Annotated in this window: 20 protein-coding genes and 1 pseudogene; 6 read left to right on the forward strand and 15 right to left on the reverse strand. The window is 39.9% G+C overall.

Features of this window, described 5'->3' with window-relative positions; translation table 11 throughout:
- Positions 1-116: 116 nt before the first annotated feature.
- The 3 genes from uraH to F7888_RS14305 form a co-directional block, all read right to left on the reverse strand.
- Positions 117-476, reverse strand: coding sequence for a hydroxyisourate hydrolase (uraH, locus tag F7888_RS14295; protein ID WP_191780493.1), 360 nt, complete (start codon positions 474-476; stop codon positions 117-119).
- A gap of 14 nt (positions 477-490) precedes the next feature.
- Positions 491-985: a 2-oxo-4-hydroxy-4-carboxy-5-ureidoimidazoline decarboxylase gene (gene uraD, locus F7888_RS14300; protein ID WP_191780495.1), complete on the reverse strand. Its 495-nt coding sequence runs from the start codon at positions 983-985 to the stop codon at positions 491-493.
- A gap of 156 nt (positions 986-1,141) precedes the next feature.
- Entirely contained in the window at positions 1,142-2,755 is a 1,614-nt protein-coding gene (locus F7888_RS14305) for a PucR family transcriptional regulator (protein WP_191780497.1), read from the reverse strand.
- A 191-nt stretch (positions 2,756-2,946) separates the two neighbouring features.
- On the opposite strand from F7888_RS14305, the gene allC reads away from it, so the two are divergent.
- Positions 2,947-4,197, forward strand: coding sequence for an allantoate deiminase (gene allC, locus F7888_RS14310; RefSeq protein ID WP_191780499.1), 1,251 nt, complete (start codon positions 2,947-2,949; stop codon positions 4,195-4,197).
- Positions 4,198-4,213: 16 nt separating this feature from the next.
- Positions 4,214-5,452 carry a pyridoxal-phosphate-dependent aminotransferase family protein gene (locus F7888_RS14315; protein ID WP_191780501.1) on the forward strand — a complete coding sequence of 413 codons (1,239 nt, stop codon included), beginning with the start codon at positions 4,214-4,216 and terminating at the stop codon, positions 5,450-5,452.
- Between the two features lie 56 nt (positions 5,453-5,508).
- Here F7888_RS14315 and F7888_RS14320 read toward each other — a convergent pair whose 3' ends face one another.
- The 6 genes from F7888_RS14320 to F7888_RS14345 form a co-directional block, all read right to left on the reverse strand.
- Entirely contained in the window at positions 5,509-6,699 is a 1,191-nt protein-coding gene (locus tag F7888_RS14320) for an amidase (protein WP_191780503.1), read from the reverse strand.
- Positions 6,700-6,917: 218 nt separating this feature from the next.
- Positions 6,918-7,937 carry an ABC transporter substrate-binding protein gene (locus tag F7888_RS14325; protein WP_191780505.1) on the reverse strand — a complete coding sequence of 340 codons (1,020 nt, stop codon included), beginning with the start codon at positions 7,935-7,937 and terminating at the stop codon, positions 6,918-6,920.
- Between the two features lie 13 nt (positions 7,938-7,950).
- A complete protein-coding gene (locus tag F7888_RS14330; protein WP_191780507.1) occupies positions 7,951-8,808 on the reverse strand; it encodes an ABC transporter permease in 858 nt (285 codons plus the stop codon).
- A 3-nt stretch (positions 8,809-8,811) separates the two neighbouring features.
- The gene (locus tag F7888_RS14335) at positions 8,812-9,597 is read right to left on the reverse strand and encodes an ABC transporter ATP-binding protein (RefSeq protein WP_191780509.1); all 786 of its coding nucleotides are present in this window, start codon (positions 9,595-9,597) and stop codon (positions 8,812-8,814) included.
- A 498-nt stretch (positions 9,598-10,095) separates the two neighbouring features.
- Positions 10,096-11,517, reverse strand: a complete 1,422-nt coding sequence (locus F7888_RS14340; protein WP_191780511.1) for an 8-oxoguanine deaminase — start codon at positions 11,515-11,517, stop codon at positions 10,096-10,098.
- A gap of 159 nt (positions 11,518-11,676) precedes the next feature.
- Positions 11,677-12,588 (reverse strand): AEC family transporter, encoded by a 912-nt coding sequence (locus F7888_RS14345; RefSeq protein WP_191780513.1) that lies wholly within the window; start codon positions 12,586-12,588, stop codon positions 11,677-11,679.
- Positions 12,589-12,909: 321 nt separating this feature from the next.
- Here F7888_RS14345 and F7888_RS14350 point away from each other — a divergent pair, with 321 nt between their 5' ends.
- The 3 genes from F7888_RS14350 to F7888_RS14360 all read left to right on the forward strand — a co-directional run bounded on the left by F7888_RS14350 (position 12,910) and on the right by F7888_RS14360 (position 18,680).
- A complete protein-coding gene (locus F7888_RS14350) occupies positions 12,910-14,172 on the forward strand; it encodes an MFS transporter (protein WP_191780515.1) in 1,263 nt (420 codons plus the stop codon).
- 229 nt (positions 14,173-14,401) lie between these two features.
- Positions 14,402-17,461: a beta-galactosidase, LacZ type gene (gene lacZ / locus F7888_RS14355; protein ID WP_191780516.1), complete on the forward strand. Its 3,060-nt coding sequence runs from the start codon at positions 14,402-14,404 to the stop codon at positions 17,459-17,461.
- A gap of 145 nt (positions 17,462-17,606) precedes the next feature.
- Positions 17,607-18,680 (forward strand): PQQ-dependent sugar dehydrogenase, encoded by a 1,074-nt coding sequence (locus F7888_RS14360; protein WP_191780519.1) that lies wholly within the window; start codon positions 17,607-17,609, stop codon positions 18,678-18,680.
- Between the two features lie 35 nt (positions 18,681-18,715).
- Here F7888_RS14360 and F7888_RS14365 read toward each other — a convergent pair whose 3' ends face one another.
- The gene (locus tag F7888_RS14365) at positions 18,716-19,303 is read right to left on the reverse strand and encodes a DNA-3-methyladenine glycosylase (RefSeq protein WP_191780521.1); all 588 of its coding nucleotides are present in this window, start codon (positions 19,301-19,303) and stop codon (positions 18,716-18,718) included.
- A 125-nt stretch (positions 19,304-19,428) separates the two neighbouring features.
- Between F7888_RS14365 and F7888_RS14370 the strand changes: the two genes are divergently transcribed.
- Positions 19,429-19,683, forward strand: coding sequence for a hypothetical protein (locus tag F7888_RS14370; RefSeq protein ID WP_191780523.1), 255 nt, complete (start codon positions 19,429-19,431; stop codon positions 19,681-19,683).
- 294 nt (positions 19,684-19,977) lie between these two features.
- Here F7888_RS14370 and ftsZ read toward each other — a convergent pair.
- The 5 genes and pseudogenes from ftsZ to F7888_RS14395 form a co-directional block, all read right to left on the reverse strand.
- Positions 19,978-20,928, reverse strand: a pseudogene (gene ftsZ / locus F7888_RS14375) (cell division protein FtsZ); the annotation flags it as partial.
- Between the two features lie 155 nt (positions 20,929-21,083).
- Entirely contained in the window at positions 21,084-21,932 is an 849-nt protein-coding gene (locus F7888_RS14380; protein WP_191780527.1) for an SDR family oxidoreductase, read from the reverse strand.
- Complete coding sequence (gene uxuA / locus F7888_RS14385) at positions 21,932-23,005, reverse strand: mannonate dehydratase (protein ID WP_191780529.1); 1,074 nt, start codon at positions 23,003-23,005, stop codon at positions 21,932-21,934. Before uxuA ends, F7888_RS14380 begins: the two co-directional genes overlap by 1 nt.
- Positions 23,006-23,217: 212 nt before the next feature.
- Positions 23,218-23,940: an amino acid ABC transporter ATP-binding protein gene (locus F7888_RS14390; RefSeq protein ID WP_191780531.1), complete on the reverse strand. Its 723-nt coding sequence runs from the start codon at positions 23,938-23,940 to the stop codon at positions 23,218-23,220.
- Positions 23,933-24,592 carry an amino acid ABC transporter permease gene (locus F7888_RS14395; RefSeq protein ID WP_191780533.1) on the reverse strand — a complete coding sequence of 220 codons (660 nt, stop codon included), beginning with the start codon at positions 24,590-24,592 and terminating at the stop codon, positions 23,933-23,935. The genes F7888_RS14390 and F7888_RS14395 overlap by 8 nt, the downstream gene beginning before the upstream one ends.
- Between the last annotated feature and the right edge of the window lie 13 nt (positions 24,593-24,605).

Genomic DNA, 24,605 nt, shown 5'->3' on the forward strand with positions numbered 1-24,605 from the left:
TCTCTACAACGCCACAGCCTGAATACACTCCGCGTCCTGCGGGAGTCTCGTGTATTCAGGCTGCTAGATTCCATTTTCTATTCCTAATACTACAAACTTCGAGAATACTTCTCCCCTTAACTCCCGCGATACACCTGATAGCCCCAAGGAGAGACGAGGAGAGGGACATGGTAATGAGCTCCAACTTCGCTCACACTAAAGCGTACTGGTACTTTCTCTAAAAAATGAGGTTCGGCTAATTCTAGAGATTTCGTGCGGAAATAGTCACCGATATGAAAGATCAATTCATATTCACCAACCGTTAATTCCTCATCTGTTAGAAGGGGAGCATCAATGCGCCCATCTTCATTAGTCGTGACTGTTTTTCGAAATTCAAGACTAGTGGAAGATTCTACAGCCACATATAAATCAATGTTGACATTAGCTGCAGGCTTTCCATGCGTTATATCTAAAATATGAGTCGTTAATCCTGACATTGGAAACCATCCTCTTACTCGTTTATTTTATCCTGAAGACGAAACCCAGCAATCTTATCAATTTCTGATAAAGCCTTCTCAAATTCGTCCGCTTCTGAATGATTGATTCGTTCTACTAATGAATCATGGACATCCTGTTTCGTTTTCCCTTTCACTGCAAAAATAAAGGGGAAGCCAAACTTCTCCATATAAGCTCTGTTTAACTCTTGAAAGCTGGCAAACTCTTCTTCTGTCAGATTTTGCAATCCAGCTCCTTGCTGTTCCTTTATTGAATCACTACTCATTTCAATGCGTTCGCCTAAATTGGGATGCTCTCGTATGAGTGCGATTTTGTCTTCGATTGGTGCATTACTTACCACTTCCATCATCGCTTGATGGAGGACTTCGATTGATTGAAATGGACGATATTTTACGGCCTTCTTCGCCACCCATGGGGAATGCTCGTAAATTTCACCTAACGCATCCACAAACGCTTCTTCATTTATCTCATTTAGCTCAGTAAGATTCATCTTCCTTCTCTCCCAACCCGCAAATGTCATAAAACCTAACTTCCAATGTAATAAGTATAGGTTCACGATACAGATAATTCAGTCTATTGTCATTAGACAGGTTGAACAATTATCGCCATGTAGTTATGACAAATTGCATAATGAGAGGATGAGAACCTACGCTTCTAGGATATTTTTAATTTGGAACGCCAAACGAATCTGAAGGCTTGTTTCTGAATCATGAAGACTCCGCCCAAGTAGCTCCTCACACTTTTCCAAACGATACACGACGGTATTTCGATGGACATATAACCTCTTCGCCGTTTCGGAGATTTGACAATGTGCTTCTAAATAGACAAAAAGGGTTTGGAGCAGAGTGGGATCATGATTAAATTCCTGTGCAGATAACCCACCAAGTGCATTATGATAGAAATCCTGTAAATCCTGTTTAGGTATACTCCTTAATAACTCCCTAATATCCTTTGTCCGATAGGTTTGGATGAAGGCTAACTTCCCTGATTGATGCCCAATAACTAAAGCATCCGCTGCCTCCTTATACGAATTTTTAACATCTACTAGATTTAAAGAAACATTACTGACACCGAATGAAATCGTTCGACTGAACTGGGAGGTAACCTTCGTTTGAATGGTTGTAAGTGTTGGCAAAACAACAGATTCCACCTGCTCTACTTCTTCAATCTCAATCAAAAGGGTACAAGTCCTCCCCTTCGTAAAAAGATGGGCTTGAAACGGAAACAGCTTTAACTCATCCTCAATGAATTCATAGATTGAGTCAATCTTCAACTGATTTTGGGTGTAGCTTTCAACCACGATACTTCCATCTAATTCTCCCGTGACACAAAGGTATTTTTGTTCATCTTGAAGATGAAATTCCTTTGCACGATTCATGATTTCTTCCTGCGTGGAGTACTGTCCTTCAACAAAATGAAAGAAGAAATCATTCTTTACCCGTTTGTAATGCTGACTTAAGGCATTTTCCTTCGTTAACTCAAACGAAAGCACGTTTGTTGCTTGTTCTATTGTCAAAATGGTCGAATGATCCCTCGGCAAAATTTCGCCAATCACAACAAGATAGCCTGCTTTTTTTTCATAGGTATACACCGAGAACAACGAATAGGTCACTTTATTTGCCAAAAGGGTGAACATAAAGTAGGGGATGTTTGGAAAGTAAAAGTAATCATCACTTGAATTAAATTCTTTCAGTGGCTCAATGTATTTCTCGTCATTTCTTGCGTAATAGATGGGCTTTGCATATTGATCTAGTAAAATAACAGGTGAACCAATCATGCTAGATAAGCTTTTTAAAAGCTGTGGAATGCCTTTTCCACTCAAAATATGGTTGGCAAATTTCTTGTGTGTATCAATCGCAAACTGTAGTTCATTTGTTCTTTTATCTAAAATATAACTTAATGTATGATTAACAATATCACCCAAAGAAGCCTCATTTGGTAATTCAAACACTGGTAAGGATCGTTCATTGGCTAAATGAATGGCCTCTTGTGGAATCTCTTGTAAGAATCGCTTTGTTTTGATCCCTAGTGCCGCACATTCTTTGTTTGCCATCTCATTGATTAGCTCCAACAAAAGCGATGGCTCATCTTTCAGGTGGTAAGCGGTCGTCACTAGTAATTCATATGGTTTAAGAAATGAAATGATATCAGGGGCGTCCATCATATTGACATGTAAGACTTCTCGATGGATTCCTGTATGACCACCAATTAATTGACATCCCTTCAGAACAGGAACCTCTAACACTTCTGCAACCTTCATTTCAAAAACCCCTCCCAACATTATTGTTTATATACTATCATAATTTTTCGACTTTTTAGTTAGTTAGCACAAAAAAAGGGTAAATTTAGTACATTTTTACCAATGAAGAAGCTAACATCAATTGGTAAACTTAAATCACATTAACCGTGAATAGTGTTTTTATTGTTCAACAAGATAGGAGGAAAAGGGCAATGGCGTTAGATTCAAAAGACTTGTTCACTCAACAGCTAGAAGCAGAAGCTATGGTTAACTGGCTTTCCTCTTATGGTCAAACAAGCAACGGAGGGGTAAGTCGTTTACTTTATTCTGACGCTTGGGTCCATGCTCAACAAGCACTAAAAGATAAAATGAATGAATTCGGTCTCATTACACACTTTGATCGTGTAGGTAATTTATTTGGACGTGTAGATGGGACAGAGAGTCAATCCTCAACAATCCTAACTGGTTCACATATCGACTCAGTCATTGACGGTGGTAAATATGATGGGGTATATGGAATCATCGCAAGTCTGCTTGCTGTTAAGAAATTGCTAGCTCAATATGGGCCACCTAAGAAGTCAATTGAAGTGGTTTCTTTATGTGAGGAAGAGGGAAGTCGGTTCCCGTTAACATTTTGGGGCTCTGGTAATATTACAGGTCGATTCTCCATGGATGATGCACTTGATATAAAAGATAGCAATGGAATAGGATTACTTGAAGCGATGAAAGCAGCCGGATTTGCTACAAATAACGGAGAATCCCCAGTTAGAAATGATATCGAGTGTTTTATTGAACTCCATGTCGAGCAAGGGATTACGCTGGAGCGTTCTGCTAAATCAATTGGCATTGTCAGTCACATCGTTGGACAAAGACGATTTAACATTCACATACTTGGGGAGAGTAATCACGCCGGGACAACACCGATGTATTATCGGAAAGATGCGATGCTTGCTGCCTCACATTTGATTACTTATATCCATGCAAAAGCACTAAAGACAGACCCTCAGCTCGTTGCCACGATTGGAAAACTAACTGCCCAGCCAAATGTTCCAAATGTCATTGCTGGTGACGTGTTATTTACTCTTGATGTTCGACATTTCGATGAAGATATCTTGGACCAATTTTGCCAAGACATGATCGATTATTTTAACGAATATGCGAAGAAATCTGATGTTGAGATTGAAATAAACGAGTGGATGAGCGTGAAGCCGGTCGAAATGGACCCACTTCTAACAAAGCAGTTTGAGCGTATTACGAAGGAGAAGCAATTTTCTTTTTTACCAATTGTAAGCGGAGCTGGTCATGATGCCCAGGTGTTTGGCACATTTTGTCCAACAGCTCTATTATTTGTACCAAGCGAGAAGGGAATAAGTCATTCACCACAGGAATTCACACATAAAGAGGATTTAGAAAAGGGGATTTCCATTCTAACAGAGCTACTATACCAGCTAGCCTATGAGTAAAGGAGAGTTACGCACGATGACATATCGAGATTTAAATACTCCATTAAGAACAATTATGACACCCGGCCCTGTGGAAGTCGACCCAAGAGTATTAAGGGCGATGAGCACCCCGATTTTAGGCCAATTTGATCCAGCCTTCACTGCGATTATGAATGAGGTCATGGAGATGCTTAGAGCGGTCTTTCAAACAAAAAACAAATGGGCCTTTCCTATAGATGGCACCTCAAGATCTGGAATCGAAGCCCTTTTATGCAGTGTGATTGAGCCTGGTGACAAAGTGCTGATCCCGATTTTCGGGCGTTTTGGTTATCTTTTAACAGAGATTTGCGAACGCTACGGTGCAGAGGTACATACCCTTGAATGTAAATGGGGGACTGTGTTTGAACAATCTGTCATTATTGACGAGATTAAAAGAGTATCACCCAAAATCACCGCATTAGTTCATGGAGAAACCTCAACTGGATGTATGCAGCCACTTGATCAAATTGGTCCAGCATGCCGAGAGTTAGATTGTTTATTCATTGTTGACGCGGTTGCAACTACCGGAGGAGCACCCGTGAAGGTGGATGAATGGTGCATTGACGGCGTCATTGCTGGTACACAAAAATGTTTATCTGTCCCATCTGGCATGGCTCCCATCACCTTCAATGAACGTGTAGAAAAAGTGATCAATGATCGAAAAAAAGTAGAAAGAGGCATCTCAACAGTAGAAGATCGTCTCAAGGAGCAGCAGCTAAATCACACTTTTATCAAAAGTAATTATTTTGACTTAAGTATGCTGCAGGATTATTGGGGACCTCGGCGATTAAATCACCATACCGAAGCCACTTCTATGCTCTATGCACTAAGAGAAGGCTTGCGAATTGTTCTTGAAGAGGGACTTGAGGAACGCTTTAATCGCCATTCTTATCACGAGTTGGCATTGATCGCAGGAATTGAAGCAATGGGTCTTGAGCTATATGGTAATCGCGACTGCAAGCTACCAATGGTGACATGTGTAACCGTCCCAACAGGTGTGGATCCTGAATCAGTTAGAAGTATGTTATTACATGAATTTGGAGTTGAAATTGCAAGTTCATTTGGACCATTGCACGGAAAAATATGGAGGATAGGATCAATGGGCTATAGCTGTCGGAAAGAGAATATTTTATTTGTTCTTAGCGCACTAGAAGCTGTTCTCATCCGTCATAGAGCCAATGTCAACACCGGCAGGGCATTACAAGCGGCATTGGATGTATACCAAGAGAATCTTTAACAAGAATGAAAATGGAGAAAGCCTGAGTCAAACAACCTCAAGCTTCCTCCATTATTTCACTTATTGAGCTTTCCCCATACTTCCTGAGCAAATTGAAGGAGCTGTAAGTCTTGATGACGATTACCGATAAAGGATAGACCAACCGGCTTCCCTTCACCATCTTCTCCAATCGGCAAGGTGACTTGTGGCAGACCCGCTAGCCCTGCAATACATGTAAGCTGCATTGCACGAGAGCGATAATCCTCTAATTCATCTCCAGCTAGATTCTTTAACGGCGCTCCCCCTGGAGCAGTCGGAATAACTAATATCCCATCATCACCTAATAATGTATATAGACGATCCTTTACCTTCTCTCGTAGGTGAAACTCTTGTTCATACTCTTCTTTTTTTAAGGTACTTGCCCATTCAAAACGATCCTTTATCCCTGGTCCAAATGTCGGCTTTACTTTTTCAACCCAGTCTTTGTGCTCTTCCCAAATCTCCATGGCTTGCAGGATTCTAAACGCATTTGCCCAACGATCAAGCCCTTCATCTGACAGAATGATTTCTTCAAACATTGGACAGATCGACTTAATCACAGGGAGAGAGCGATGTAATGACTCTGTGATTTGTTGTTGTAGTATTCTTTCCCACGCATCAGTTGCATAAAGAACACGACTGAAACCATGTTCAGTAGGGGCTATTTGTTTGTCTATGATCACCTTTCCAACCTTAACTAAGGTGGACAGGTCACTTGCCATCCATCCAACCGTATCAAAGCTATCTGCTAACGGAATGACTCCCTTTATTTCCACAGCTCCATGTGTAGGTCTAACCCCAAATATCCCACAATAAGAGGAGGGGATTCGAACCGACCCACCTGTATCCGTTCCTAACGTAAAATCAACGACACCACTTGCAGCAGCAACAGCTGAACCACTTGAGGAGCCTCCTGGAATATGATCAGGTGCCTTTGGATTCACAGGTGTCCCATAATGTGCATTTTCCCCATTTAAGCTGTACATAAGTTCATCTGTATGGGTGGTTCCTTTTAATGTTGCTCCATTTTGAAGGAGGGCTTCAATCACCGGCGCATTTTCTGTTGACGCTTCATGCGTTCGAAGGTAATCTGGGTTTCCCGCAGAGCTTTTATGCCCTTTGATGGCAAAGACATCTTTTACCGAGAAGGTGAATCCATCCAACGAACCTGTTTCAGTTGGCTTAAGTTCTAGTTCACGATTCATATAGGCATGATACCGATCTTCCATTTCCTATCCCTCCATTTTCTATCTTGTGCGAATAACAGAACTTAAGGTGACTCCACTATGTTTTGAGAGTCACCTTACTTTAATAACCGCAGACTGAATACACTCCGCGTCCGGCGGGGTGACCAGTGATCCCGCAGGAGTCTCCGTGTATTCAGTCTGCTAAGAATTTACGATACTGCTTTATCATTTTACAAACAGTAGCTTTTAAGAACCAACCCTTATTTCCCAGGTAAAAATTCTGTCGTGAAGATATCAGTTGCGTCAAATTTCTCTTCTAGTAACCCTAACTCTGCTAGCTGGTCAATTAAAGCACTCCATCTATCTTCAGTCATATAGCCGACACCATGTTCTGCAGCGTCTCCTTCATACACAAATTCAGCTTGTGAGGTTTGTTCAAATTGAAGGGCTTCATAGGCAATATCTGTGTTTGCCTCATTAATGATTTTCGTAATTTCATCTGGAGAATCCTTGTAATAGTTCCAGCCTTCAACAAATGCTTTTACAAACTTCTGAACCGTTTCTTTATTTTCATCTAAATAGTCCTTCGTTACATATAGAACAACATTGTATGGATCATAGCCAGATTCAGAAATTAACATGGTTTCCGTTTCAACATTTTCAAGTTCCATGAAATAAGGTTCTGATGTCACAAATGATTGAGTAACAGATGTTTCGTCATCCATGAAATTCACATGTTGCCCTGTGTAAGCAACTTCTTTTACACCACTTAAGTCATATTCTCCTTTTAAATAATCCCAATATGTAATTCCAGGTTGAATAAATACCGTTCTTCCATTTAAATCCTCGAAATCATTAATTTCCTGCCCTTTATGATACATCCATGCTTGTGGACTCCCTTGCATCGCAGCAGCTACTGCAACAAGCTCAATCCCTTGATTTCGTGCTATAACCATTTGGTCTGCATGTGCTAGTCCAAACTCCGCACTTCCAGATGCCACCATTTGAATCGAAGAAACTTGTGGTCCACCTGGTTCAATCGTAACGTCTAATCCACTTTCTTCAAAGTACCCTTGGTCATCGGCAGCATATACCCCGCCGTGCTGTGCTTTAGGAAACCAGTTTAATACTAGCTTCACAGACTCAGTCCCACTAGATTCTTCTGATTCTCCATCCGCAGTATTCCCTGCCTCCTTCTCAGAACACGCAGCTAGCACAAGCATGAACAGTAACCCTACTAAAAACAGACTAGATTTCTTCCATTCTATTACTCTTTTCATGTTTTTACCCCCTTTATTTTTCAACCTTCATCGCTGATTCATGCCATGATTTAAGAATTAAGTTCGAAATAAAGCTCACTAGTAAATAAAAGCTCACACCTAGGATGGCAGCAGCGATTCCACAAGCAAATAGATAGGCTGTTTTTACTTGGATCGCAGCTACAGTGATGGAATACCCTAATCCACCTTTTCCACCACCAATTCCCGCTACATACTCACCGACAATTGCCCCAACAATCGTTAATGTACAAGAAACCTTTAATCCAGCCATGATAAAAGGCATCGCTGCCGGAAGTCTGAGCTTCCACATTTTTTGCCAGTTTGACGCATTATACAGTGTAAATAACTCATCCATATTTTTATCAACCGAATTCAAGCCCATTAATGTGTTTGAGATAACAGGAAAAAAGCCAACCAAAAATGAGATAACAACAATCGAGTTATAACCTGCTCCAAACCAAATCACGATAATTGGTGCGACTGCAACCACAGGGATGGTCTGCAAGATAATCGCATATGGATAAATACTTCGCTCTAATATCTTTGAACTTGCTAATAGAATCGATACCAGAATCCCAATAACGGCACTGAACAGAAATCCAATAACAGACTCTAGCATGGTAATTTGGATGGCCGGCCACAGCAAATTCCAATCCTTGATTGCTGCTTCTACAACGTCTGTTGGTTTTGGTAGGATGTAATGCTTCAAACCCAGTACTAACGGAATGGTTTGCCATAATGTAATAAATACAAGAAATGCAACGATAGGTCCTACATAGTATTGTTTGAACTTAGACCATCCAGCTTTTTCACTTTTCTTTGCTTTTGATAACAATTCTTTTTTTGCTACCTCAATCGATTGGATAGACATAACCTAACCCCTTTCATCTGTACTATTTTCCAAACACTGAGAGGCTAATTCTACATATTCATTAAATGCATCCTCAGTTCTCATAGTTAACGTCCTCTTCGCCGGAAGCTTCACATCAATCATCGAGGATAAACGCCCAGGTCTTGCGGACATGACGGCAATTCTAGTTGATAGAAACACAGCTTCATAGACATTGTGAGTAACAAATAAAATCGTCATCTTTTCCTTACGCCAAATGTCAAGCAACTCCATTTGAAGGGTCTGCCTCGTGATTTCATCTAAAGCAGCAAATGGCTCATCCATTAAAAGCATTTTTGGCTTCGCTGCTAATGCACGAGCTATCGATACACGCATTTTCATTCCACCCGAAAGCTGTCTTGGATATGACTTCAAATGATCCTTCAGACCCACCATTTCAAGGACCCTCAAGGCCGTTTCCTTATGCTTCTTCTTGTTTCCCCCTCTTAGCTCTAGAGGAAGTAATACATTATCAAGCACCGTTCGCCATGGTAAGAGATTCGCATCTTGGAAGACAAAGGCGATATCATTTGTATTTTGAATGACATCCAGTGGCTTTTGATCAAAGACCTTGACCTCACCATCTGTTGCTTCACCAAGACCCGCCACCATTCTTAAGGCGGTTGACTTCCCACAACCTGAAGGACCTAAAAAGCTGATAAATTCACCTTCATTAATCGATAAGTGAAAATGACTAAGCGCCACTGTTCCGGTATTATATACTTTACTAACCTGTTGAAATGCCACCACTTCACTCGCAACTACCGTCAATTAGATCTCCTCCTGACAAGTTCAGTTTCTCGCACGAATATATATATCTGAAAATAAATTATTTTACCAAAGTTCAGATAATTAATGATAAAAAATGGCTGTTTTCGTATATATTGTTGCTTTTAATACCGCATCCTGAATACACTCCGCGTCCTGTGGGGTGACCGGTGAGCCTCCTCGTCGCTAGCGCTCCTGCGGGGTCTCACTTTGCCCACGCATCCCACGGGAGTCTCCGTGTATTCAGGCTGCTAGAAATCTCATTCTCAATTATTCATCTCAAAACAACAACAAACTTTGAGAAAACAGCCTAAAAAATAAATCAATCGGTATGTTATAAAACATAACATCACTTGTTGCTTTTTATCCTAATTTATTTCCTTATCAATGTCATTGGTTATTTTAGACGAAAGGTAGGAAACAATTTAGAGATTTTCACAATTTTTCTGATGAAAGATGAACAAAAGGGAATGTAAGCGTTACATTCCCTGATTCCTTGCATTATCTATCATTTATGGGTGATATTCTAGAATTTCGATAGTTCTTTTTCAATTGTCTTGAAGCAGTTTCGACCATACGATTTGCTGCCTTTTGAGCAGATATCGCTAACTGTTCTTCATTTATATTAACTAAACGCCCTTCTTTCACAACAGTCCTACCACCCACTATTGTTCGTTCCACATAAGGTGTGCCCGTCAAAATCGGAAGAGCCGCATCATCAAAAAGAGCACCCGCAAATTCCAAGCGATTAGCATTAATCATAAATAAATCTGCCGCTTTCCCTATCTCTAGTGAACCAATTGAATCCTCCCACCCCAAAACCTTGGCTGAACCGGTTGTCGCAATAAATAAACAATCCTCTGCGCTAAGTGCTTTTGTTCCATGTTGCAGGTTATGTAATAGGTTCATCATTTTTAGTTCCATTAACAGATTGGAAGAATCATTAGAGGCAGACCCATCTACTCCCAACCCGACCTTTACACCTGCACGAAGCATCTCAATAATTGGCATTGTGCCAGATTTCATTTTCATATTGCTACTCGGACAGTGGGCCACACCACAGCCACAAGAACCTAGTTTGAGTATTTCCTTCTCATTGAACCAAATCCCATGTGCATACCACACATCATTTCCGACCCAACCGGTGTTCTCCATTAATTCCAATGGTCTCATCCCTAATTTCTCTATACAAAATTGCTCCTCATCCTGTGTTTCTGCCAAATGTGTGTGCATTCTAACACCATAGCTTCTGGCTAAATCAGCAGATTCCCGTAATAAATCCTGACTTACTGAAAAGGGGGAGCAAGGTGCCACACCAATACGCACCATTGAGAATGGACTAGGGTCATGGTACGTTTCGATTACTCTCATTGTATCCTTTAGAATCACCTTCTCACTTTGAACAACCTCATCTGGTGGCAAACCACCTTTTGATCGCCCAAGACTCATCGAACCTCTCGTCGGAAAAAAACGCACACCTAAATCGTGTGCTGCTCGAATTTCTTCATCAATTAACTCACCACTGATCCCATTTGGAAACACATAAAAATGATCACTTACAGTTGTACAACCACTTTTTAATAATTCACCAATACCTACAGCCGCACTCAAATACACATCTTCAGGTCTAATATGACGCCAAATGTCATAGAGAGTAATTAACCAATCAAACAACTCACAATTCTGTGCCAATGGGATATTTCGTGTGAATGTTTGATACAAATGATGATGTGTATTTATTAAACCTGGATAAATGATTTGGTTTCTAGCGTCAATCACTTCATCTGCAGTTTCATATGGAAGGTCTACTCCAATTGCTTTGATTTCCTGGCCTTCAATATAGATACTTCCTCCGGGATACTGATTTCTCTCACCATCCATCGTAATAATATTTCGAGCATTTTTTATTAACACTGTTCTCATGATCTTCACCTTCCTATTGGAAACGATTTTTGTATCCTATCCTATAGGCTAATGAAGAAGGTTGTCATTACACATTTCTACAAACTTTCTCATTCTATTTAGTGATATCCACCAAAAAACCTGGTGCCCGCAGTGGAAGCACCAGGTTTTTCACTAGTTTTATAGAATCAAGTTCCCTATTCCCCACAAGAGGAAGAAGCTGATCAGAATGGTTAAATTAGAAACCGTTCCGACAAACTTGCGATCATAATCAAATTCTACCGAGTATGGAAGCACGGAAACAGAGGTTGGTAGAATCAATCCAATCAATACAGTGTATTTAAACATATCTCCAAACGGAAGAATGAAAAATAAAATAAGTCCTAAAACAAGTCCTACACCATATCTAATCGCTAGAAATTTCAGGGCTAATGTTTTGTAGCTTTTTTCAAATCTAAAATTCAAGTAGATTCCCAGTAGTAATAGAGCCATCGGCATGTTTGCTAAAGAAATAATGCCTGATACCTCAATAATAAAGGATGGCAGATGATACCCGATTAAGCTAAAGAAGAAAATAATCATATACGTCATAAAAGGAATAGACCTGACCATTTTTCCTGAGATTTCTTTGAAGCCCAGTTTGACATTTTCTTGGGCATAGAAGCTACCAATCAAGTAACTAACCCCAAACACAATAAATGCATTTCCTACATCAAACATCCCAAAATATTTAATTCCTTCCTTGCCCCAAATCCCTTCCACTAAGGGATACGCAAAAAGCCCGATATTAAATCCTGGAACCATCATACCAAGCATTCCTTTTGTTTTACGCGACTCATTTTTAAAAATAAAAAGACCGAGAGCAGAAATAAAGAGTCCATAAAAAAAAGCAATACCAATCAGCAAGATTAAGGAATAATCAATCTTTATATCATTAAAAGTAACGATGATCAAAGCAGGCAGAGTGAGGTTAAAGATGATTCTTGATAATCCCTCTCCATCCTGCTCCTTAAGGATGTTAAATCTCTTAAGAGTGTACCCTAGACCAATAATGACAATGGCATATAAAAATTGTTGATTAAAATTATCCAAGAGACATTCTCCTTCTGATGTCTTGCAGGTGCAAGTCTTTTGTACTTTAGTCTGTTAAAAGTTTACCATATTTAACGAGTGTTTGTTCAGCAAGAATATGAAACTTCTCTAACGATACATTGAAGATTATTTCTGAAAGGGAGCATGGTTGGGGAGCCCAGATAATAGAATAGAACTAGACATTTAGATGAACGCCCTTCATAATGTTGTAAACGCATACAACTGAAGTTTGTAAAAGATTTGTAATTTTATTTTAAATCTACCATCAAGGAACAGCCCATCTAGTAAACTATAACTAAGCATATGGGGGAGGACGATTGGATGAAGCGTTTTTCAACGCAAGAGAAAAGTTGGATGATGTATGACTGGGCCAATTCAGCCTATTCTGTCATTATTACGACCGCTGTATTTCCACTATATTATAAAGCAGCTGCTACTAGTGCTGGTGTTAGTGCTTCAGATTCAACAGCATATTTGGGCTATACAATCGCGATTGCGACATTTATTCTGGCTATGCTTGGACCTATTTTAGGTACGATTGCTGATTACGAAGGACTGAAGAAGAAGTTTTTCACGTTCTTTTTTAGTTTAGGTGTTGTGTTCACCGCCATCCTTGCTTTTATTCCAGGTGATCAATGGTTACTTCTATTAATCATGTATACTGTAGCAGCAGTTGGATCTGCTGGAGCCAATGTGTTTTATGATGCATTTATTGTTGATGTCACCACCGAGGAGCGGATGAATCGGATTTCTGCTCGAGGCTTCGGCTTAGGATACATCGGGAGTACGATTCCATTTATCATCAGTATCGCTATTATTGTTTTAGCTCAAAATGAGTTAATCCCAATTGCGACGACCACTGCTAGTAAAATTGCATTTCTCATAACAGCTGTGTGGTGGGGTATCTTCTCGATTCCGCTTCTACGAAATGTGAAACAAATCTACTTTATTAAACGTGAAGCAAAGCCTGTTGTAAATAGCTTTAAGCGGCTAGGGAAAACGATGAAGGAAATCAAAAAATACCGAGCACTCTTCTTATTTTTACTTGCTTATTTCTTCTACATTGATGGTGTTGGTACAGTCATTTCGATGTCTACAGCGTATGGAACAGATCTTGGAATCACGTCAACCAATCTATTAATCATCTTGTTTGTCACACAGGTCGTAGCTGCTCCGTTTGCTCTGTTATACGGGCGATTGGCTGAGAAATTCACAGGTAAAAAAATGCTTTATGTTGGGATTATTGTCTATATTATTGTTTGTATTTATGCTTATTTCTTAGAAACAACTTTAGATTTCTGGATTTTAGCGATGCTTGTCGCTAGTTCTCAGGGTGGAATTCAAGCATTGAGTCGCTCCTACTTTGCTAAGCTTGTCCCAAAGGAGCATTCCAATGAATTCTTCGGGTTCTATAACATCTTTGGAAAATTTGCATCGATTATGGGGCCACTGCTTGTTGCAGTAACTGCTCAGGTAACTGGAAACTCAAACAGTGGGGTATTCAGCCTCGTCTTCCTATTCATTATTGGGATTATTATTCTGGCCTTTGTACCAGAGCCTGAGGATGAGAAGGTTGCAGCCTAATATAGAGGTAAGTGAAAGAGGGATTCTATTCCTCTTTTTTTAATGCAATTTTCTTACAGATTATGACTATAAACGCCGCAAGGTGAATACAACAAACTTTAACAAAACATCATTTCTTATGTTTAATGATTCTCTCAATCAGTCAAATAATTTCAATCTTTCGTCAACATTTTTCATTTACAATGCTCTATAATTTTAAGTGATCACACAAAAAAGCGAGGTTATGGATATGTTAAAAACAACTAAAACAGTAATTCCAGATCTTCATTGGCTGACAGATGTGAGTGTGTTTGCCGTGAATCGACTTCCTGCCCATTCAGATCATCGTTATTATGAAACAGTAGAGGAAGCAAAAGCTCAGTCTACCATGAAAATGCGTTATTCTTTAAATGGAAATTGGAAATTTAGTTATACAATTAATCCAATCAATCGACCAGCTGCATTTTACCAAACAGATTTCGATTGTGCTGGTTGGGGAGATATTCAAGTGCCAGGCCATATCCAGCTCCAAGGCTATGGAAAGCCACAATATGTGAATACGATGTATCCTTGGGATGGACATAATGACATTCGTCCGCCTGAAATACCTACAGATCATAACCCAGTTGGCAGCTATGTGAAGTATTTCGATGTACCTAAGCACATGGAGAACAAGCCCGTATACATATCCTTCCAAGGAGTAGAATCAGCATTTTATGTGTGGCTTAACGGAGAGTTTATTGGCTATAGCGAGGATAGTTTTACACCCGCTGAATTTGATTTAACTCCATTTTTACAAGAGGGAGAAAATAAACTCGCTGTTGAAGTCTATCAACGTAGTACAGGAAGTTGGTTAGAGGATCAGGATTTCTGGCGCTTTTCTGGAATCTTCAGAGATGTTTATTTATATACCGTCCCTTCGATCCATGTCTATGATGCGCACATTCACGCAGAGCTTGATGAGACCTATACAGTGGGTACACTAAAGGTTGACCTTGCCTTTCTATCTTCACCTGTGAAAGGTTCAAAAGTCATTGCAGAACTGATTAATTCTGAAGGGAGATACGTAGAATCAATAACCATCGAACCGGAAAGTACTGAAACTAGCTTTTCAATGGTCATTAATAAACCAACACTTTGGAGTGCAGAGTCTCCTTATTTATATAAATTATATATTCAGGTTTTCAATGAAGCTGGTGAGTTAGTAGAGGTCATTCCTCAAAAAATCGGATTTAGAAGATTTGAGTTAGTTGATAAGATTATGCGATTAAATGGTAAGCGGATTGTTTTCAAAGGAGTTAATCGTCACGAATTCAATTGCCGCACTGGACGTGCCATTACAAAGGAAGATATGCTTCAAGATATCAAAACGATGAAGCAGAATAATATCAATGCTGTCCGTACCTCACATTATCCAAACCAAAGCGATTGGTATGACTTATGTGATGAATATGGTGTCTATGTTATCGATGAAATGAATTTAGAAACACATGGTTCATGGCAGAAAATGGGGAAGGTTGAACCATCTTGGAATATTCCTGGAAGCTTACCTGAATGGCAGGAGATTGTATTGGACCGTGCTAAATCCATGTTTGAGCGAGATAAAAATCATCCATCGATTCTCATTTGGTCATGCGGAAATGAATCATATGTCGGAGATGTTCTCTTACATGTAACAAGGTATTTTAAGTCTGTTGATTCTAGTCGTCTTGTTCATTATGAAGGCGTTTTCTATGATCGTACGTATAGTGAAATAAGTGATATGGAAAGTCGAATGTATGCAAAACCTGCTGATATTGAAAAGTACTTAACAGACGGTCCTGAAAAGCCTTATATTAGCTGTGAATACATGCACGCGATGGGGAATTCCCTAGGTGGTATGAATTACTACACAGATCTAGAGGATAAATACCCTATGTATCAAGGTGGCTTCATTTGGGATTATATTGACCAATCGCTAGTCAAAGAAGATCGTTATGGCAACGAATTCTTAGCGTATGGTGGGGACTTTGATGACCGTCCTTCCGATTATGGCTTCTGTACAAATGGAATTGTATACGCAAACCGTGAGCCTTCTCCAAAAATGCAGGAAGTGAAATACTTATATCAAAACATAAAGCTAGACGTTGACCAGTCAGGTGTCACAATTAAAAATAGTAATCTATTTGTTGATACGTCTAACTATGATTTTGAGTATAAGCTATTCCTTAATGGAGTCGAAGTGTATCAGCAATCATTCCATGTCATTGTAGGTCCACTAAGTTCAGAACGTGTGGAATTTAATTGGCCGAGTGATGTCATGAAAGAGTCCGGTGAATATTGCGTACATGTTATTTGTAAAGAAAAAGAACAGAAGTTATGGGCTCCTGCTGGTTATGAGGTTGCGTTTGGTCAATATGTGTATGTAAATACCACAAAAATGGATCACCGGGTTACAACTAATCATCCACTTCGTATTGTCCAAGGGGATGTAAATATTGGGGTTCACGGTAGAGACTTCACGATTATGTTCTCAAAGCAATTTGGTAGTCTACTATCTATTAATTACTCAGGTACAGAAATGATCGCCGCTCCACCTGCACCATTATTCTGGAGAGCAACAACTGATAATGACCGTGGCTATGCTCAAGCCTTCCATTCAGGAGCATGGATTGCTGCTAGCTTAGCACGTAAATGTACTGCTGTTGATTTGAATGAAGAAAAGGATACTGTCACTGTATCATTTACGTACAAGTTTTCAATTCATGATCAGCTTGAGGTAAAAACAAGCTACATCGTCTATAGAGACGGAAGCATTCAAGTAAAATCAAACTACCATGGTGCAGAGGATTTACCACAATTACCAATCTTTGCAGTCTCGTTCAAGGTTCCTGCAACATATGATCAATTGGATTGGTATGCAATGGGGCCAGAAGAAAACTATTCTGACCGCTCACAAGGGGCACGTCTTGGCCGTTTTAAGAACACAGTTACAGAGAATGTATCTGGATATTTGATGCCACAGGAATCAGGAAACCGTACCGGAGTACGCAATGTCAGTGTGACAAGCAAAGGTGGGCGAGGGATTTCAATTTCATCTGTAGCAGAGCCGCTCGAGTGTAATGTCTCACCATATACAGCATTTGAACTTGAAAACGCGAAACACCATTATGAATTACCTAATGTTCATTATTCCGTGATCACTGTTGCAGGGAAGCAAATGGGTGTCGGTGGGGATGACAGCTGGGGTTCACCAGTTCATGCTGAACATCTACTAAAAGCAAATGAAGAAATGGAATTTGAGTTCGTGATTCAACGAGTGAATTGTTAACAAGGTTGGAAAAGTCAGTTCTTAATTGAACTGGCTTTTTTGCTGTATTTACTAATCTATGTAAAAATAAATCTAAATCTCTCGTTTTAAATGGTGCAAACAGGTCTAAGCTAGAGAGGTAATAAGCGACCGAAAGGAGTATGACATGAACAAAATAATTATGTTTATCGTCTTGCTATTGATCTTGACCGCATGTTCAAGTAAAAACAATGATTCTACTAAACCCATTGAAGAACAAGACTCCCTTGAAATGACTTCATCAGCGGCAGAAGCACTCGCAACAAATCTACATATTCCTTGGATGATTACTAAGCACGAGGACACTTTTTATATTAGTCAACGTGAAGGGAAAATCATCGAAGTAGATTTAGAATCTCAACATCCGAAGGATCACAATCTCATATTGACAAAAGATGTATTACACGAGGGGGAAGGGGGCTTACTTGGCTTTCTGCTCGCTCCTGATTTTGAAACAAGTCAACTCGCGTATATTTACCATACATATCGTGAGGCTGACATGATTAAAAACCGGATTGTTACACTTCAAAAGCGAGAGAATACATGGTACGAAACTAAGGAGCTCTTAGCTGATATTCCAGGAGCAAGAAACCATAATGGTGGGAGAATGAAGATTGGACCTGATGGCTTGCTTTATGTAACTACAGGCGATGCTGCCATTCCAGAGCTTTCACAGGATAAGAAGAGCTTAGCAGGTAAAATATTGAGGATGACACTTGATGGAGAAATTCCAACTGATAATCCTTTCGATCAATCCTATGTCTATTCCTTTGGCCATCGAAACCCTCAAGGCTTAGCTTGGGATGATAAGGGGAATTTGTATAGTACCGAGCATGGGCAAAGTGCTCATGATGAAATTAACTTCATTGAGCCTGGTAACAATTATGGGTGGCCTGTCATTGAAGGGGATGAAGAAGAGACTGGAATGACCAAGCCATTGTTTCATACCGCTGAAACGACTTGGGCACCTTCTGGACTCGAATACCATGATGGTAAGCTTTATATCGCTACATTACGTGGTTCGAGCATTCGAAGCTATGATTTAACAGATCAATCTGTCGATACCATTCATGAAGGTAGCGGAAGAATGCGTGATATCTACATTGAAGACAACACCTTATTTACGATTACAAACAATTTAGATGGTCGAGGACAACCGTCTGACGATGATGATCAATTACTACGAATTAAACTCGACTAAATCCCAGGCACCCTTAATAAGAGGGTGTCTGGTTTTTATTTTGACACAAATGGGTTGCCTGCTACCCAGAATCGCCATGGATACTCTCTGGCCTCGCCACTGTTCTCTATTCCAATTCGAGGTCCAGCTTCAATCGCTCCAATCTCTTCTCCTTCAGCAATAAATAATGGTGATTCTGACAGAGGTCTGCCGTAATCCTCTTTCACTATCCCAAGTGCTTTTGTTAATTTTCCAGGTCCACTCGTTAAGTCTCTCAGCTTTTTAGTTGGACCTCGTTGTTCATACATGAGATCTAATCCGCAAACAGGTTCAAGCGCACGAATTAATACAGCTTCAGGGTGACCTTCTTCTCCACTGACAACATTGACAAGACAATGAGTATGCATCACATAAGTATACGCAACTCCTGCTGGTCCAAACATGACCTCCGTCCGTTTTGTTCTTCGATTTTCGTAGCTATGCGCTGCCCGATCTCCTGGACCGATATAAGCTTCCGTCTCGACGATAATTCCAGCCGCTGTACCCATTTCTGTTTCCTTTACAAGAATGTTTCCTAGCAGGGAACGAGCAAGTTTGAGCGTTGGTTGTTGGAAAAATTGGTGGTCAACTGGTTGAAAATTCATGTATATCACCTCTCTATTTGAAAAATTTACATTTTTAGGTACATCAAACCACATTTACCCTCACAAAAGGATTGTCTATCACGTAATATATAGTAAATAACCATTTTTGAAATGGAGGAATTGACATGGGTTATATAATGCCAGTTCAACTAGACGCTTATACTCAATATTCAAATCGTCAAGCTTTACATACATATAATTATGCACAGGTTAGTACAATCTCAGCAGTTCAATTAAATAGTAAATATGTTGAAGAAGAAAGAAAGCATGAACTTAGACGCTTCACTAAAATACAAGATGGGATCAAAAAATCTAAAGTTTTATATACAAACACAAGTAAATATACGGGAAAAGGCACTCACTTTAATGAGTATGTCTAACTCAGTTTCGTTCTAAAACAAATAAAAGACGCCTATGCAGCGTCTTTTATTTTAGACTGTTTTTCCAAAGTTTGTTGTCATTAGATGTAAATTAGAAGTTCGTTTTCTAGCAGCCTGAATACGCGGAGACTCCTGCGGGATGCGTGGCCAAATTGAGACCCCACAGGAGCGAAAGCGACTAGGAGAGGAGGCTCACCAGACACCCGCCGGACGCGGAGAGTATGCAGGCTGCTACTTTACAAGCAACACTTTATACGAAAATAGCCTTTTTCTTAGATATAATCATTCATTCGGATCAGTAAATCCCGTTGCAATGACAGTTACGATCATTTCGTCCTTCAGCTGTTCATTAATCACCGATCCAAAAATCATATTCACGTCCTCATGTGACGTCGATGCCACAATGTCAGCGACTTCTTGAACCTCGAACAAGCTTAAATTACGACCACCAGTAATATTCATAATTACACCCTGAGCTCCATTAATCGATGTTTCAAGCAGCGGACTATTTATCGCCTTTTCAGCTGCTTCCACTGCACGGTTTTCGCCTTGAGCAATCCCAATTCCCATTAATGCAGTCCCTCTATGAGACATGACCGTTTTCACATCGGCAAAATCAAGATTAATTAATCCCGGTACAGCAATTAAATCAGATATCCCTTGTACCCCTCGACGCAGGACATTATCTGCTTCTCGAAAAGCTTCAAGCATTGGTGTTTTTTTATCAACAATCTCTAACAATCTCTCATTTGGAATGATAATTAATGTATCTACCGCATCCCTCAATGCTTTGATTCCACCATCGGCATTTGCTGCACGCTTGCGCCCTTCAAATTTAAATGGACGTGTCACAACACCAATTGTCAGTGCGCCAAGGCGATGTGAAATCTCTGCTACAGCTGGTGCAGCTCCTGTCCCTGTTCCGCCACCCATTCCAGCTGTGATAAAGACCATATCTGCTCCTTGAAGGGCAGCTTCAATCTCTTCATACGTTTCTTCTACTGCTTTTCTACCGATTTCTGGATTCGCCCCTGCGCCTAACCCTCTCGTCAACAGCGCTCCTATATGAATCTTCGTATCTGCCTTTGATTGATTCAGAGCTTGTCCATCTGTATTAATCGCAATAAATTCTACGCCCTTTACACCATCCTCAATCATTCGATTAACAGCGTTATTACCACCGCCACCTACACCAACTACTTTAATGGTTGCAAACTGATCTATGTATGTATCTAATTCAAACATGTTCATTCCTCCTAGCTTTTCTACTGCCTCATCATAGAATTCGCAATGAATCTTGTTTTTCTATTGGTTTTACCCAAAATGAGGTACTATTTCTACTATTAGTATAACAAAAAAGCCCATCTGATTTTCAGATGAGCTACTGATAATTGTATCATTTATACACCTGAATAGGACATAAAGCCACCATCTACTGGGACTGTAATCCCTGTGACAAAACCAGCTGTTTCCTCGTCAACAAGCCATAGAAGCGTTCCTAATAGGTCTTCTGGCTTTCCGAATCTGCGCATCGGTGTATGTGAGATAATTTTGTTTGAGCGTTCTGTTAAACTACCATCCTCATTTGTTAATAGTTTTCGATTTTGCTCAGTTAGGAAAAATCCTGGTGCAATCGCATTTACTCGAATTCCTACATCAGCCATATGAACAGCTAACCATTGCGTTAAATTATCAATTGCTGCTTTTGCTGCACTATATGCTGGCACCTTTGTCATTGGTGACGGAGCACTCATTGATGATAAGTTAATCACAACAGCACCCTCACGCTGAATCATTTTCTTTGCAAAAACCTGTGTCGGAATCAAGGTCCCTAATATGTTTAAATCAAACACAAAACCAAAACCCTCTTGATTCAAATCAAAAAATGTTTGAATCCCGTCTGTGTTCAGATCTTCTGCTTTTAACGTTTCATTTGTGGTAGTCCCTTTTGGATGATTCCCGCCCGCACCATTTATGAGAATGTCACATACTCCTAATTCGGTCGAGATGATTTCCTCCGCTTGCTTCACACTCTCTACATCAAGAACATTGCAGGATAGGGCAATCGCCTCTCCGCCACCTTCTCTAATTTCACGGGCTACTACTTCACCTTTTTCAACCGTTCTATTGAGGATCGCAATCTTCACACCATGTCTTGCGAGCTCTTTTGCCATCGCACTGCATAATACACCACTACCGCCTGTTACCACTGCTACTTTCCCTTTCAAATTTGGATGAATAGGTAGCATTATTGATTCCTCCCGCTAAGTCGTTCTAGTGAATCCCAGATTCCCCATAAGTACATAATCCCAAGTCCTCGGTCATACAAGCCATATCCTGGTCTACATTGTTCACCCCAAATATGTCTCCCATGGTCTGGTCTTGCATAACCAGTAAAGCCATTCTCATGATACGCTTTGACGACATCATAAATATCGACCGTACCGTCTTGCGTCCGATGTGAGGTTTCAATGAAATCACCATTTTCATAAACTCTTACATTACGAATATGGGCAAATGGAATGCGGTCCGCAAATTCTCGCACCATATCTGCTACGTTATTTTCTGGATTTGAGCCCAATGAGCCACTACAGAGAGTTACTCCGTTTGACGGACTATCCACTAGACTTAACACTCTTCGAATATTCTCTCTGTTTGTCACAATCCTTGGCAGTCCAAAGATCGGCCATGGTGGATCATCTGGGTGAATTCCCATTCTGATGCCATTTTCCTCCGCAACAGGAATGACCTCTTCTAGAAAATAGGCAAGATGATTGAATAAGTCTTCTTCACTAACATGCTTGTATGCTTCAAATAGTTCTTTTAAACGAGACAATCTCTCAGGCTCCCAACCTGGCATCGTATACGTACTATTTTTTGAAATGTTCTCCACCAATTCCATTGGATCCATATCTGCTACCTTTGCTTTTTCAAAAAATAAAGCCGTTGAACCATCTTCCATTGCTTTAAATAAATCGGTTCTCGTCCAATCAAAGACAGGCATAAAATTATAACAAATGACTTTTACACCTACCGTAGCCAACTTTTCAATGGTTCTTTTATAGTTTTCTATGTACCTATCTCTTGTTGGAAGTCCTAGCTTAATATCTTCATGAACATTGACACTTTCAACAACATCAATATTTAATCCGTATTCTTCCGCTTGGTTCTTTATTTCTTCTATTCTTTCTAATGGCCATTCTTCCCCTACTGGTACATCGTGAAGAGCCCAGACAATTCCCTCCACACCAGGAATCTGTCTTATTTGTTGAAGGGTGATGCTATCATTCCCCTCACCATACCACCTGAACGTCATTCTCATAATCTTCGCCTCTCTTTTGAGTTGATATGACAACGCTTACTATTTATGCAAAACTAGATGACTACCCCCGCAGCTTGTTATGAAGATTTGTTTCTCTATCTACAAGAATTATAGGTTAAGCCATTTTCTTTGACAAGGAGTGATTGTGAAGTTGTCATAATCTTTCCACAAAAAAAAGCCCAACTGAAACGTTCAGTTGAACTTTTGAATGATTATAATACTTTTTCTAAAAATTCTTTTGCTCGATCCGTCTTTGGCTGAGTGAAGAATTCTGATGGTGGTCCTTCTTCTAGTAATTTTCCACCATCTAAGAAAATAACTCGGTTTGCTACCTCTTTAGCAAATCCCATTTCATGAGTAACAATCACCATCGTAATTCCAGTTTCGGCAAGGTCCTTCATAACATTGAGAACTTCCTTAACCATTTCAGGATCTAATGCAGATGTTGGCTCATCAAATAGCATATATTTTGGTTCCATTGCTAACGCTCGAGCGATTGCCACACGTTGCTTTTGTCCACCTGAAAGATTGTTAGGATATGCGCCCTCTTTCTCAGATAAACCAACCTGAGCTAATAACTTTCGCGCTTTCGTCTCTGCAACCTGACGAGATTCACCCTTCACCTTCATGGGACCATATGTGATGTTATCAAGAACTGTCATATGTGGGAACAAGTAAAAATGCTGGAACACCATGCCAATTTGTTGACGTACCTTCATGATATTCGTTTTTCGATTCGTAATATCCTGTTCATCGATTAGAATGGTTCCATTCGTTGGTTCTTCTAATAAATTTAAGCATCTAAGAAAGGTTGATTTCCCCGAACCTGATGGCCCAATAATGGAAACCACTTCACCAGTCCCAATCGTTGTTGATATATCTTTCAATACTTCATTCTGGCCAAATTGTTTAGAGAGGTTTTCTACTTTAATCACTTAATTTCATCCTCCTTTCAACAAACTTACCAATTAAGGTTAGACCCATTACTAGACACCAATAAATGAAACCGACGAATAACAATGGTTCAAAGTTACGATAAATATCGGCTCCAACCACCTGTGCTCGACGCATTAAATCTAAATAACTAATCGTTGATACAATCGCAGATTCCTTTGTTAAAGTGATGAATTCATTCATTAATGCTGGCAAGATATTTTTAAGCGCCTGTGGGAGAATAATATCCTTCATCATTAAATGATAGGGAACACCCATCGCTAATGCAGCTTCTGTCTGACCTTTATCTACAGCTTGAATCCCCGCTCTAATAATTTCAGCAACATAAGCCGATGAATTCAAACCAAACGCAAGGATCGCCGCCAGAAACGGAGGGATATCATATCCAGTTAACTGTGGAATCGCAAAATAGATAATCATTAATTGCAGGATCAATGGTGTCCCACGGAAAATCGATGTATAAAAGTCTACCAACCAATGTAGTAGCTTAATTCGTGTGAATTTTAATAAAGCTAAACCTGTTCCTAAAATAAAACCAAAAATAATCGCGATTATTACAAATTGTAACGTTACCCATATTCCTTCTAACATAAAAGGAATATAAGGCACGATTTGGCTAAAATCCAAATTCATGCCTTACACCTCT

Origin of the sequence: Litchfieldia stipae (assembly GCF_014837155.1) — a bacterium.
In the GTDB taxonomy this organism is placed as follows: Bacteria; Bacillota; Bacilli; order Bacillales; family Bacillaceae_L; genus Litchfieldia.

Excerpts from the sequence above, each read along its gene's own strand:
- F7888_RS14380 (WP_191780527.1), bottom strand. The coding sequence starts at position 21,932 with ATGCTACCTATTCATCCAAATTTGAAAGGGAAAGTAGCAGTGGTAACA.
- F7888_RS14365 (WP_191780521.1), bottom strand. The coding sequence starts at position 19,303 with ATGAATTTTCAACCAGTTGACCACCAATTTTTCCAACAACCAACGCTC.
- uraD (WP_191780495.1), bottom strand. The coding sequence starts at position 985 with ATGAATCTTACTGAGCTAAATGAGATAAATGAAGAAGCGTTTGTGGAT.
- uxuA (WP_191780529.1), bottom strand. The coding sequence starts at position 23,005 with ATGAGAATGACGTTCAGGTGGTATGGTGAGGGGAATGATAGCATCACC.
- F7888_RS14320 (WP_191780503.1), bottom strand. The coding sequence starts at position 6,699 with ATGGAAGATCGGTATCATGCCTATATGAATCGTGAACTAGAACTTAAG.
- F7888_RS14330 (WP_191780507.1), bottom strand. The coding sequence starts at position 8,808 with ATGTCTATCCAATCGATTGAGGTAGCAAAAAAAGAATTGTTATCAAAA.
- lacZ (WP_191780516.1), top strand. The coding sequence starts at position 14,402 with ATGTTAAAAACAACTAAAACAGTAATTCCAGATCTTCATTGGCTGACA.
- F7888_RS14340 (WP_191780511.1), bottom strand. The coding sequence starts at position 11,517 with ATGAGAACAGTGTTAATAAAAAATGCTCGAAATATTATTACGATGGAT.
- F7888_RS14350 (WP_191780515.1), top strand. The coding sequence starts at position 12,910 with ATGAAGCGTTTTTCAACGCAAGAGAAAAGTTGGATGATGTATGACTGG.
- F7888_RS14395 (WP_191780533.1), bottom strand. The coding sequence starts at position 24,592 with ATGAATTTGGATTTTAGCCAAATCGTGCCTTATATTCCTTTTATGTTA.
- allC (WP_191780499.1), top strand. The coding sequence starts at position 2,947 with ATGGCGTTAGATTCAAAAGACTTGTTCACTCAACAGCTAGAAGCAGAA.
- F7888_RS14315 (WP_191780501.1), top strand. The coding sequence starts at position 4,214 with ATGACATATCGAGATTTAAATACTCCATTAAGAACAATTATGACACCC.
- F7888_RS14370 (WP_191780523.1), top strand. The coding sequence starts at position 19,429 with ATGGGTTATATAATGCCAGTTCAACTAGACGCTTATACTCAATATTCA.
- uraH (WP_191780493.1), bottom strand. The coding sequence starts at position 476 with ATGTCAGGATTAACGACTCATATTTTAGATATAACGCATGGAAAGCCT.
- F7888_RS14360 (WP_191780519.1), top strand. The coding sequence starts at position 17,607 with ATGAACAAAATAATTATGTTTATCGTCTTGCTATTGATCTTGACCGCA.
- F7888_RS14305 (WP_191780497.1), bottom strand. The coding sequence starts at position 2,755 with ATGAAGGTTGCAGAAGTGTTAGAGGTTCCTGTTCTGAAGGGATGTCAA.
- F7888_RS14325 (WP_191780505.1), bottom strand. The coding sequence starts at position 7,937 with ATGAAAAGAGTAATAGAATGGAAGAAATCTAGTCTGTTTTTAGTAGGG.